At 34.7% G+C, this 13091-nt stretch carries 11 protein-coding genes; 9 read left to right on the top strand and 2 right to left on the bottom strand.

Features of this window, described 5'->3' with window-relative positions; all coding sequences use genetic code 11:
* Window position 1: 1 nt before the first annotated feature.
* From ACO05S_RS12115 to ACO05S_RS12080, 8 genes are read left to right on the top strand one after another with little or no spacing between them, the layout of a single operon-like run.
* Entirely contained in the window at window positions 2-772 is a 771-nt protein-coding gene (locus ACO05S_RS12115; RefSeq protein ID WP_421918269.1) for an AMP nucleosidase, read from the top strand.
* A gap of 9 nt (window positions 773-781) precedes the next feature.
* Window positions 782-1783: a DNA polymerase III subunit delta gene (gene holA, locus ACO05S_RS12110; protein ID WP_421918268.1), complete on the top strand. Its 1002-nt coding sequence runs from the start codon at window positions 782-784 to the stop codon at window positions 1781-1783.
* Window positions 1784-1819: 36 nt separating this feature from the next.
* Window positions 1820-2503 (top strand): gliding motility-associated C-terminal domain-containing protein, encoded by a 684-nt coding sequence (locus ACO05S_RS12105; RefSeq protein WP_421918267.1) that lies wholly within the window; start codon window positions 1820-1822, stop codon window positions 2501-2503.
* A 2-nt stretch (window positions 2504-2505) separates the two neighbouring features.
* Window positions 2506-3459: a type IX secretion system membrane protein PorP/SprF gene (locus tag ACO05S_RS12100; protein WP_421918266.1), complete on the top strand. Its 954-nt coding sequence runs from the start codon at window positions 2506-2508 to the stop codon at window positions 3457-3459.
* A 5-nt stretch (window positions 3460-3464) separates the two neighbouring features.
* Window positions 3465-5546 carry an OmpA family protein gene (locus tag ACO05S_RS12095; protein ID WP_421918265.1) on the top strand — a complete coding sequence of 694 codons (2082 nt, stop codon included), beginning with the start codon at window positions 3465-3467 and terminating at the stop codon, window positions 5544-5546.
* Between the two features lie 10 nt (window positions 5547-5556).
* Complete coding sequence (locus ACO05S_RS12090; protein WP_421918264.1) at window positions 5557-6162, top strand: rhomboid family intramembrane serine protease; 606 nt, start codon at window positions 5557-5559, stop codon at window positions 6160-6162.
* Window positions 6163-6165: 3 nt separating this feature from the next.
* Window positions 6166-6663, top strand: a complete 498-nt coding sequence (locus ACO05S_RS12085; protein WP_421918263.1) for a D-glycero-alpha-D-manno-heptose-1,7-bisphosphate 7-phosphatase — start codon at window positions 6166-6168, stop codon at window positions 6661-6663.
* Between the two features lies 1 nt (window position 6664).
* Complete coding sequence (locus ACO05S_RS12080) at window positions 6665-7519, top strand: aminotransferase class IV (RefSeq protein ID WP_421918262.1); 855 nt, start codon at window positions 6665-6667, stop codon at window positions 7517-7519.
* Here the strand turns inward: ACO05S_RS12080 and ACO05S_RS12075 are convergent, their stop codons facing one another.
* Window positions 7520-8110, bottom strand: coding sequence for a YqgE/AlgH family protein (locus tag ACO05S_RS12075; protein WP_421918261.1), 591 nt, complete (start codon window positions 8108-8110; stop codon window positions 7520-7522).
* Between the two features lie 961 nt (window positions 8111-9071).
* Between ACO05S_RS12075 and ACO05S_RS12070 the strand changes: the two genes are divergently transcribed.
* The gene (locus ACO05S_RS12070) at window positions 9072-9404 is read left to right on the top strand and encodes a Na+/H+ antiporter NhaC family protein (RefSeq protein ID WP_421918260.1); all 333 of its coding nucleotides are present in this window, start codon (window positions 9072-9074) and stop codon (window positions 9402-9404) included.
* A gap of 1218 nt (window positions 9405-10622) precedes the next feature.
* Here the strand turns inward: ACO05S_RS12070 and ACO05S_RS12065 are convergent.
* Window positions 10623-13067, bottom strand: a complete 2445-nt coding sequence (locus tag ACO05S_RS12065; protein ID WP_421918259.1) for an alpha-ketoacid dehydrogenase subunit alpha/beta — start codon at window positions 13065-13067, stop codon at window positions 10623-10625.
* Between the last annotated feature and the right edge of the window lie 24 nt (window positions 13068-13091).

The raw sequence follows: 13091 nt of genomic DNA, 5'->3' as shown, positions 1-13091 counted from the left end.
TATGAAGACGAAAGAAGAAATTGTAAGAAACTGGCTAACAAGATATACTGGTCGGGAACTTATTGATTTTACCCCATACATTTTGCTTACCAATTTTAATCATTATGTGGAGTTATTCTCAGAATGGCACAATTGTGAGATTTTAGGTGAAGATAAAGCAATGCCAAATGCTTCAGCTGAAGGAGTTACGATAATTAACTTTGGGATGGGGAGTCCGAATGCAGCAACAGTTCTTGATTTATTAAGTGCCATCAAACCAAAAGGTGTACTATTTCTCGGTAAATGTGGCGGGTTAAAAAGAAAGAATAAATTGGGCGATTTAATCCTACCCATCGCAGCAATCCGAAGCGAAGGTACTTCAAATGACTATCTTCCACCTGAAGTTCCCGCTTTACCCGCATATTCATTGCAAATGGCGGTATCTCAAGTCATTTCTAATCGCAACAAAGATTACTATACCGGAACCGTACTTACAACCAATAAGCGTGTTTGGGAATACGATGAACGCTTTAAAAAATACCTGAGCAAAACAAGGGCAATGGCCATTGATATGGAAACCGCTACCATTTTTACGGTTGGTTTTTACAATACAATTCCGGCTGGAGCTTTGCTCTTGGTTTCAGATCAACCAATGATTTCGGAAGGTGTTAAAACAGATAAAAGTGATGCTTTGGTAACGGATAGTTACGTGAGTCAGCACCTGGAAATTGGTATAGAAGCCTTGAAAGAAATTATGCACAATCGCCAATCGGTGAAACACCTTAGATTTTAAGATTATAAAATGACTTACGAAGAAATTTTTAAAGGCCTTAAGAAAAAGGAATTCGCTCCTGTTTATTTTTTAATGGGAGAGGAAAGCTTCTTTATTGATAAAATCACCGATTTCATTATTCATAACGCTTTACCTGTACATGAAAGAGATTTTAACCAAAGCATCTTATACGGCAAGGACACTAATATCGGAACAATTGTAACCACGGCCCGACGATTTCCTATGATGGCTGAAAAACAAGTTGTTGTGGTTCGCGAGGCTCAGAATATAAAAAACATTGATCAGCTATCTTCCTATGTAAAAAATCCACTTCATTCTACTATTTTAGTAATCAATTACAAGTACAAATCGCTTGATAAAAGAAAGACATTTATCAAAGAAGTGGCTAAAAACGGGATTCTTTTCGAGTCAAAAAAAATCTACGATAATCAGATTCCGGATTGGATTAAAAAGTATACTGCCAACTTAAAATATCAGATTGATAACAAAGCAGCTTTTCTGTTGGCTGAATTTTTAGGAAATGATTTGGGGAAAATTACCAATGCGATAGAAAAGTTAACTATAAATATTACCCATAGCGATCTTATAACCCCCGAAGATATCGAGAAAAACATTGGAATATCAAAAGATTATAATAATTTTGAATTGCAAAATGCATTAGGCAAAAAAGATGTTTTGAAGGCCAATCAAATCATAAGCTATTTCGAGACAAACGAAAAAAATCATCCTATCGTTGTAACCATTGCCTTATTACACTCGTATTTCTCCAAAGTTTTAAAGTACTATTTCTTAAAAAATAAAACGAACGATAAAGTTGTTGCTTCGGGCTTGCGAATCAATACCTACTTCGTTAAAGATTATAAACTTGCTTCGAGAAATTACAGCCCCAAAAAATTGGTGTCTATAATCAAAATGCTGCGGGAATATGATTTAAGGTCGAAAGGATTTGGTGATGCAGGAACGAAACAAGGAGATCTGTTAAAAGAATTGATTTTTAAAATTCTCCATTAGCAACATCGTTTACTTAAATTTACGCAGAACCCTAATATGAGAGTATTTTTACCCATTCAACTACTACTAACCGGATTGGTTCTCTGTACAGGTTTATTGTGCATGGGACAAACCACTCAACCTCTTGTTTCAAAAAACGACACGGTTTCGATAACTAACCATAGCTCGTCAAGCGAAGTGGTATACATCGAAATTGATTTTCTTAAGAATGACAGTTTCTCATCATCTGATGAAATAGAGAAATCTATTCTTCGACAAACAGATCAATTTGGTAAAGCTTATTTAATAGAAGACAATACCCTTATGGTGTATTACCCTTATGAAATGAGTTATGGAACAGATACAATCTATTATGAAATATGTGATCAGGCAGATAGATGCAGTAAGGCTTTAATTGTTGTAAATGTTCTTGATCCGAATCAAGTTGAATTATTTATACCTTCATCATTCTCGCCGAATAACGACAATCTTAACGACAAATTTTACATCAAGGGTATTGAAAACTATCCGGAAAACGAATTTATTGTATTCTCTCGTTGGGGTACTAAAGTTTTTGAAAAGAAAAACTACAGCAATCAAGAAGCTTGGGATGGTAGCTATAACAATGCTGGGGTAAAGCTCGGACCTGGGAATAAACTGCCAAAAGGCACCTATTTCTTTAAACTGATTATTAAAGATAAGGAGTATGTAAAAAGTGGTTATATTGTAGTTAAATATTGAGAATGAATCAACTTTACAAACTTGCCATATCAGTTGGATTTCTTTTACTATCGCTATTTTATGCACAGGCTCAGGAAGACATCAGATTTTCCAACTATTCTTACAATCGATTATTTTACAATCCTGCTTACGCCGGAAGCACTGGTTTTATGGAAGCAGTTCTTGCCTATCGAAACCAATGGGTAGATATCGAAGGTTCTCCGGAAACGGCAGTCCTATCTGTTCAAGCTCCTATTAACTTTAGTAAATTTGGCTTGGGAGCGGTGGTGTACAATAACCGTTTTGGGATACAAAAAGACAATGCTATATTTTTAAACTATGCTTACCATATAAAGGTGAGCTACGAAGGAATTTTATCGATGGGGATACAAGCTGGTGCCGTAAATAAGCAAATTAACTGGACCGAATTAAGTACCTATGATCCAAACTTTCCGTCGCCCAACGATCCGGCTTTTCCTGATCAGGATATCTCAAGCTGGGTGCCTAATTTTGGAATTGGATTTTATTACTATACTCCCAAATATTACCTTAGCTTATCTGCTCCACGATTACTTTCAAATGATCAACCAGCAACTGAAGGATTTTCCGATAACATGAAATTCAAATTCAAAAATACTGTTTTTTATTTGGGAGCCGGGGCTAGTTTTCCAATGAGTCAGGAGTTAAAGTTTAAACCATCAATAATGGTAATTATCTCATATTCCGGATCGACAGCAGCCATGATAAATTTTGAAGTGGAACACGATAGTGGCGTTTCTGCTGGTATTGGTTACAGAACAGATGATTCTTGGGCAGGAATTATAGGATATCAACTAAGTCCAAAGCTTAGATTTTCATATTCTTATGAAAGATATTTCGGAATTTATGGAACGAAAGGCTATACAAATCACGAAATAATTTTAAATTACAATTTATCCTTAAGAAAGAGCCGAATTACATCACCACGATATTTCTAAGTACTATGAAGAGTAAAGCTATAACAAATATTTTACTTGCATTTTTTCTAATCATCGTAGGAAATATAACACTATCTGCACAATCGCAATTGGTTCAGAAAGGAAATCGACATTTCAACAATAATGAATTTGCAAACGCTATAAATTACTTTCAGAAGTTTCTTGAAGGCAATAATGACATTGAAACCGAAAGAAAATTAGCCAAATGCTACGTGCAAATCCATAAAGATTCCGAAGCTCTGCATATCATGGAAAAATTGGTGAGTGATCTACGCGCCAATTCAAAAGATTTTCTGAACTACGCATATCTTTTGAAAAGAATGCGAAAATATGATGAAGCAAAGCATTGGTTTAAAAAGTACGCAAAAATTAAACCAAGAGATCAAAAAATTAAAAACCTGATTCTCTCCTGCAATTTAATTAACGAGCTTGAAGACAAAGAGCAATTTATCGTCAACCCGATTAGTATTAATTCTACTCAATCCGACTTTGCTTCAGCTCTTTATAAAGATGGGCTTGTTTTCGTCTCAGGCCGTTATAACAAAACTTCAAAGCAGATTGATGGCAGAACAGGAGAACATTACCTGGATTTGTATTATGCAGAACGTGTGAGAGATCGTTTTTTGGAAGCAATTCCATTTAGCAACATTTTTAATACGAAATATCATGAAGGCCCTGCTTGTTTTACTCCAAACGAACACTTTATATTTTTTACGAGAAACAAGGGAAATCTCAATCTGGAAGGAAAGTCGGAATTGAATATCTTCACTTCCCGTTTTAATGGAAAATCATGGGACAAACCTGAACTGTTTTTATTTTCCGGTCGAGCCTATTCCGTTGGACACCCTAGCATTTCGCCTGACGGAAGATCACTTTATTTCATATCAAACATGAAAGGTGGATATGGAGGAACTGATATTTACCTTTGTCGTAAACTCGGTTTTTCATGGAGTAAACCCATCAATCTGGGACCAACAGTAAATACATCCGGGAATGAAATGTTCCCTTTTATCGGCCATGACAATTACTTATACTTTGCCTCTGATGGACATATTGGTTTTGGTGGTTTGGACATTTTCAAAACTACTTTTGCACAAAATCACTGGACATTCCCGGTAAATCTTGGCCCTCCTTTTAATTCTGAGAAGGATGATTTTGCCCTCATTTTCAAAGGATCCAAAGAAGAGGGGTATTTCTCTTCCAACCGAAGTGGCAACGATGATATTTTCTTTTTCAAGCAAAATCCTGAAAAAGTAAAATCATTGCATGGAAGAGTTGTTGATCTGAAATCAAAACAAAGCATTTCGGATGTTGAAATTGTTTTAATGGATAAACTATCGAAAGAAAAGGTTACAAAAAGCAGTGAAAAAGGAATGTTTAAGCTTGATGTTTTAGAAGGAGAAAATTACAGTTTAATCGTAAGCAAACCAGGTTATAAATCAAAAAGAATTCTATATTTTAATCAAAAAGGATCAATACCAAAGCAATTAAACATTTCGATGGAAACCACTCCTTGGGTAAAGTTTAAAGGAGTGGTAATGGATCAGTACTCCGGAAGAGCATTAGAACATGCTACCATTGAGCTCATCAGTCGCAGCTATAAGACAGACAGTTATTGCGAAACCAACGATTACGGCGAATTTGTTCATGATATAGATCCTTCACAGTCTTACGATATTATTATCCGTCAGGATGCTTACTTTACCAAGGTAATTTCAAATTATCGTTATCAAGGAGATCAATTTGAACAAATAGAGTTGCAAAAGTTCAATAAAAATGATAACATGCAACTTTTCGGAGTTGAATATAAAAAGAACTCTGTAGAACTTAGCGATAATACAATCACAGAATTGGATAACCTAGCTAATTTATTGCTCGTTAATCCTAATATCGCCATACAAATTATTGGTTTTACAAATTTTGACAACGGTAGAAAAGACAATAAAATTCTTAGTCTTGAACGAGCATCTCGGGCTGCTGAATATGTTATATCTAAAGGCATTACCAGCAATAGGGTGGAATATAAATCCGGAGGATACGATGCAGGAAAACCTGCTTTAACAGTTAAGTTATTAGAAGCATTCTAACATTATAAGCATGACCATTATAATAATTGCGATTACAGTTCTTGTTTCATTAGCAGCATTTCAGAATAACGATATGTTGTATAAATATCAATTCAACGCTTATCAAATTACCAAAAGAAATCAGTGGTATAGAATCATTACCTACGGTTTTTTACATGCCAATTGGGATCACCTGTTGGTGAACATGATTGTACTGTATTTTTTTGGCGATGCACTTGAATACTATTTTAGTTACAATTTTGGTTCTGCTGGTGTCATCTATTTTTTTGCCTTATATATTAGTGCAATCATTTTTTCAACTCTTTACGATTTAAGAAAGCACAAAGAACATTACCATTATAATGCAGTTGGTGCTTCCGGAGCAACCTCTGCCGTTGTGTTTGCTACCATCTTTTTTGCCCCATTACAACCCATTTACTTATTCTTTGTAATTCCAATTCCCGGAATCCTTTTTGCTGCCGGATATCTTTACTATTCCTACTATATGGGGAAGAAAAATATTGACAATATCGGTCACAGCGCACACTTCTATGGTGCTTTGTTCGGATTTCTGTTTCCTTTAATCATTAATCCCAAATTATTCTCCTTATTTTTGCAGCAGATTATCAATTTTTAAAGCATGCGAAAAGCCATTTTTCTCGACCGCGATGGAGTAATCAATTCCGATGTAGGACATTATTATATTTATCGTGTAGAAGACTTTGTAATTAATGAAGGTATTATTCCCTCGCTTAAAAAGTTTTCTAATGCGGGATACATGTTGTTTATTGTAACAAACCAAGGTGGTGTTGCAAAAGGAATTTATACCGAAGATGATGTCAACAAAGTACATAAACATCTTTTGTCAATTCTAAAAAATAACAATATACATATTGAGAAAATCTACTCCTGCCCTCATCACGAGAGTGTTGCTGCTTGCGAATGCAGAAAACCAAGCCCTTACTTTATCAAAAATGCCATAAGGGAATACAATATCGATCCAAATAAATCGTTTATGATTGGTGATAGCCTAAGAGATAAACAATCGGCTGAGGCCGCTGGAATTAAAGGAATAAAAGTAAAGGCAAACGAGAATATCGAAGTCTACTGCGATCAAATTTTAAAGGGGGAATTATAGCATGGATACAAAGAAGTATGTCAATTTAAATGGAGTATTATTTCCTAAAAATAGTGCTGTATTTGGTGCTGAAAATCGTGCATTTAGGTATGGAGATTCTCTTTTTGAAACGATTCATTCCAATGGTACCGAAATTCAATTTTTCGATCAACATTTGGATCGCCTGATTAAGGGTATGAAAACCATCGGAATGATTATACCTGAGAGATTCAGAAACAAATTAAAAGTAAACATCACTTATCTTATTAACAAAAACAAAGCTTTTGCAGGAACTAGGATCAGGTTAAGTGTTTTTAGGAACGATGGTGGTTTATATACGCCAAGCGACAATAATATTTCATATCTGATTGAAACCTCAGGATTGGAAAATGATCGGTATGTTCTAAACAAAAAAGGATTGAAAATTGATATCTACCCTGAGTGTAAAAAATCCTCAGGTATAATTTCTCAATTCAAGACAGGAAACTCCTTGCTTTTTATCATGGCAGGGAACTACAAAAATAAAAGACTACTGGACGACTGCCTCATCTTAAATGAGAGAGGTAATCCTATTGAGAGTATCAGCTCAAACCTGTTTATTGTTAAAAATGGTGTTTTAATGACCCCATCTATTGCAAGTGGCGCTGTTAGTGGAATTATGCGTGAACAAATTATCGAGACTGCCTTAAATTTAAACTTAACCGTTTACGATGACTGCATAATAACAGCAAATGACCTGCTTGAGGCTGATGAGATATTTTTAAGCAATACCATCAATGGAATAAGATGGGTTGTTGCATACAAGGAGCGCAGGTATTTTAACACAACAGCTAAGCTCTTGCTCGAAGAACTCAATCAAAGCACTTTTAAATTCTAATTAATTCATACTTGGATTTTCGGGAAAGTTAGACCACATTCGGTATTTGCCACCAAGCTTTCTTAGCGATTGCTCCCACAAGTTCTCAGTAGTGAGGCTCAAGATACTTGTTACATCAATCTGGCTAACCAACCAAGAGTTTTCATTAATTTCTTCATTCAGCTGACCTGCACTCCAACCTGAATAACCAGCAAAAAATCTGACCTGATGTGAAAGTACTTTTTTCTGTTCTATTAAATCTTTTAAAACATTAAAATCACCTCCCCAATACAGATTATCGAATATGTGAATGCTATTGGGAATTAAATCCGGCAAGGTGTGAATGTAGTATATTCTATTTGTATCAACAGGTCCACCTACAAATACATCTCCATCAAAATGAGCTATACTAACCAAAACCTCATCAACCGATAAGTTTATAGGTTTGTTCAAAACAAATCCTACAGCACCATCCTCATTCAATTCTGCCAACAAAACAATGGAGCGTTTAAAATATCTTCCTTCTAAAAAAGGTTCAGCAATTAAAATTTTTCCTTTTTCAGGATCAATATTATTATTCTCCATTCTGAATAAATCCGAAGTTCTGTCCACTCGATTAAGTTTAAGTTTTGAAATACAAATTAACCAATTTTGTCAAAGAAAAAAAGAGTTCTCCTCTTTGAAATTCTAATTAGCCCTTACCAAATATGAGTACAAGGCAAACAAAATAATTAAATTAAAGTCTGCCTAACCAAATTGAAAACCATGAATAAGAAACTAAAGCTCTTCATGCTATTTATTGAACAAAGTGCATTTGCTGAAGCTAAAAAACGAGAATTGCACACTGAAAGCTTCAGAATTGACCTTCCTAAAAATTATAATCTCTGATATTCACCCAAACCAATAATGATTCGATATTAATGAAAATCAACAAAATGGAATTATGGGGCACGGTGAAGAACAATTGTTTGATTGCTGCAAATGTGTTCAATGGACAAGATCGTGTTCAAATTCGTATCTCCAAACAAAATCAAACGCTTCATTTTTGGATGTCAATCTACCTCCCCTTATTGCAATTTTAATGGCATTGGTATTCACAGAAGTATTTTCTGCCCTGTGTGTGGGGTTGTTTTTCGGGACTTTATTCATCTTAGCTATCAGGATATTTTATTCTTTACTGCATTTTTTAAAGCCATATGTGCAATTTCCGATACCTACATCATACGATCTTTAGCAGATTCTGGTCACATGTCCATCATCGTATTTTCAATGTTGATGTGGTATGGAGGAATTCCTATAATGGTAGTCATTTTTAGTACACTTTTGGTTTAATTTATACAGGTTGAAATGATGATGTTTGGCACGATTCATCATTGGCATTTGAAACAAAACTATCAAAAATTATTGGGGATTTAGATTCTTATTTTGGTCTTCTAAGGTCTCCTCTGACCGCTGTATTGATTAATTCTTCGCTGAGTTCGGTTAGAGAATTCTATGTCTAGGTGCAAAGTTTTATAACCATGCTTACGACAATATTAATATTGCATGGTCATTAGCCGACATTACCAAAGATTTGCTCACAGCAATTATTATATCAAAAATCTTAATATCCACTGAAATTCCTCCACAATTCTTGCCAACATTCCCTTTCTTTTTATCAGCCTTAATTGCATTTTCAATCGGATCTTCATGGGGAATCTTAATTCTTTCCGCATCAAGAATGATCGACGCACAAAGCATTACGGTCTCTGCAATTTTGGCAGGTTCTGTGCTCAGTGATCATTGCCCTCCAATTTCAGATACTACAATTCTAAGTTTATTAGCTAGTTCATGTAAACACATTGAGCATGTTCGTACGCAATTATTCTCAGTATCCATTTTTGGGCTTAATTCTTACTGCTTATAGGATTAGCTCTTGTATTTTAATTCCATATGAATATCTTACCCTATTTTGGAAAGAGATAAAGAAAAACCCGGCATATACAGGGGTGCAATGCCGGGCAAAAAATTTATGCTGATTTGCAAATTATCCTCTCAGACAATTAACCACTAACCACAATGAATCAAACCAACACTAACTAAAAAGTTTTTCAAGTATAAGACCACTAAAACAGCTAATCGGGTTACTCAAAAATCAATTTTCTTTCATTTTTTAACGTTTTTTAACATTTGGATATGATATTAATCGATTCTGGAAGTAACTTTAATTATCCAAATTCTGCATTTTCCCATAATTGCAATTCTTTAACGGCAATAATACCAGTTTTAATTATGAAATGAGCATGTACACCGTAACAATTATTTTTATTTTATAGAAAAAAATATAAAAAGAAAAGAATATTTAATCGTTTTAAGGTAAGGATCAAAGTTACTGCGACTTCATGCTTGATCCAGATAGAATAAAAACTCAAAAAGGCTATTATAAAAAACGATCACTCCCCATTAGAATGATCGTTTTAACGCTATATAAATAGCCCTTTAGAATTGTGCCCTATAAGATCTTTACCATTTGCGTCGACACGAACGAACTTAAAGTTCTTAACAAGACCCCTATTTCTTGCCTCGAACAATACTAAAACAGGCAAGTATAAAAAAAGGGTGACAAGAATTTTAAAAAATCTTTTTTTTAAAACAAGAGTTATTTTGATGAAAAGTTTTTTTACTACTAACCTAAGTTCAATTAAAAGAATTCAACACAAAAAATTACTGATAACCAAAAAAGCAATCACTTTTTGAAAAAGTGATTGCCTATAAAGGTATAATATGCTTATTGCTTGAATTGTTGAGAAGAATTACCACATTGCATCCAACTATTACTAACTAATAAGCCTAATTGAGAAATAACCCATAAAGAAAACCTCTCAATCATTAACAAGACAATTTAATTCATAAATCGGGTGAATTGATAACAAAAAAAATTTACAAAAAGTTTTATTTCTTAAATTTATTTTAATATGAATTTGATGTAAAAACAACTTTATCTATGTAATGAGCATGATTAAAGAATATTAAATATGTATGGTAATGATTATTTTGGTTTCGTGGCTTCCATCTGACAAATGGGAAACATTTTAAACAGATCGAAATAAGACTTATTTCATGGTAATACTGTCATAAAATACAGTTATTCAGAGTAAATAGAAGGAAACTTATCTGGATTTGATTCTCTCATTACATCGTAAATCACTTCAAAAACATCCTCAGCATTAGGATTAGAAAAATAATCTCCATCAGTTCCGTAAGCTGGACGATGATCTTTTGCTGTTATTGATCTAGGTTCAGAATCTAAATAGAAATACGCTTTTTGATTCTCCAAAACTTTTTGCATCATAAAAGCAGTTGCACCACCTGGAACATCCTCATCAAAAAATACAATTCGATTGGTTTTCTTAACTGATTCTAAAATTGTATGGTTTATGTCAAATGGCAATAACGTTTGAACATCGATTAGTTCAACAGAAATATCAAAATCTTTCAATTGTTTTACTGCATCTTCAGCAATTCTTACACAAGATCCATATGTAACCAAAGTAATATCAAAACCCTCGCATAAAACTTCTGGAACGCCCATTGGAGTTCTAAAATCACCTAAATTGTCAGGCATTTTTTCTTTTAAACGATATCCATTTAAAGGCTCGATTACCAATGCCGGTTCATCCGATTCAAGAAGCGTATTGTAAAAACCAGCAGCAATAGTCATATTTCTAGGTACACAAACATGTACTCCACGAATAGAATTAATGACCATACTAAGAGGTGATCCTGAGTGCCAAATGCCTTCCAGTCGGTGACCTCGAGTACGAATAATTACAGGTGATTTTTGACCTCCCTTGGTTCTATATTGCAGGGTTGCCAAATCATCACTTATGGTTTGCAGGGCATACAACAAATAATCAAAATATTGAATCTCGGCAATTGGGCGCAATCCGCGTAAAGCAAGGCCTATACCTTGACCTAGAATAGTAGCCTCACGTATACCAGTATCCGTTACACGAAGCTCACCAAATTTTTCCTGCATACCTTCCAAACTTTGGTTTACCCCACCAATAAATCCGGTATCCTCTCCAAAAGTTAAAAGCAAAGGGTATTTCGTAAATAATTTATCAAAATTATCACGCAATACTTCTCTACCATTTACAGTTTTTGAATTTTCACCATAAATTGGTTCAATGGATTCTATTTTACAAACTCCCTTTTCTGTCTCGCTATATAAATGACTGCTATATCTTTTTTCATTCTCCTCAATGGTATGTTTTAACCATTCGCGTAATTGAGATTTTAGAGGTTTAAAGCTATCGCAATTAGAACAAATATGTCTTAAGATTTTTTTCGCCGCACTTACATTATCTTTCCTTACCGGGTGAATGATTTTGTTCAAACCTGAAGTGATATTATCAATTCTATCTGTTTTCTTGCAGTTACAAGCCGAATTCTCAATCATTTGAATCAACTTATTACGTTCTTTATTAATCGGATGAATATAATTTTTCCATGCTTCTTGACGCGCTTTTTTTACCAATACTATTGATTCCTTCTCTATCTGATCCAATTTTTCCGCATCAATCAAGTCCATTGATAAAATCCATTCTCTCATCTTTTTAATGGGATCAAAGTCTTTCTCCCATTGCAAACGTTCATTTGATTTATATCTTTCGTGTGAACCCGAAGTGGAATGTCCTAAAGGTTGAGTCATTTCAGTAACGTGGAACAACACAGGCGTATGATGCCGACGACAGAGTTCAACTCCCCCAGCATACATTTTGCATAGGGCAGGATAATCCCAGCCCTTCGCTTTGTAAATCAGATAACCATCTCCATTTTCATCCTGCTCAAAACCTTTTAATACTTCAGAAATGTTTTGTTTGGTCGTCTGATATTTGTTTGGAACAGAGATTCCCCAGCCATCATCCCAAACACTCATTGCCATCGGAACTTTTAATACCCCTGCTGCATTAATGGTTTCCCAAAAATGTCCTTCGGATGTACTTGAATCTCCGATTGTACCAAAAGCCACCTCATTACCTTTTATAGAGAAATCGGTAAACTGATGCAGATCTTTATTTTCTCTGAACAGTTTAGAAGCATAAGCCAAGCCAAGCAATCTTGGCATTTGACCTGCAGTAGGTGATATATCGGCAGATGAATTCTTTTGCCTGATCAAATCTTTCCAAGAACCATCTTCATTCAAACTTCTTGAGGCATAATGGTTATTCATTAAACGTCCTCCATTGGCTGGATTTTTATCCAATTGTGTTTCTCCGAACAATTGAGCAAAAAACTCTTCGGGAGTTAACATGCCAGCTGCAAGCATAAAAGTTTGATCTCTGTAATATCCCGACCGCCAATCGCCATTTCTGAATGATTTGGCCATTGCTATCTGTGCAATCTCTTTGCCATCACCAAAAATTCCAAATTTGGCCTTTCCCGTTAAAACTTCCTTTCGGCCAAAAATACTTAACTGTCGGCTTATATTTGCGATGCGGTAATCTTCAAGGACTTCGGAAGTAAAATCTTCGTAAGAAAGGTTACCGTCATTTGCTTCCATATTTTCTTTTAATGTTTCTGACATATTTTTTAATTTTCTGAATTCGAA

The sequence above is a fragment of the Marinifilum sp. genome (assembly GCF_965230805.1).
GTDB lineage: Bacteria > Bacteroidota > Bacteroidia > Bacteroidales > Marinifilaceae > Marinifilum.
Note: the sequence above shows the minus strand (reverse complement) of the source record. Positions and strands in the feature narration are given on the sequence as shown.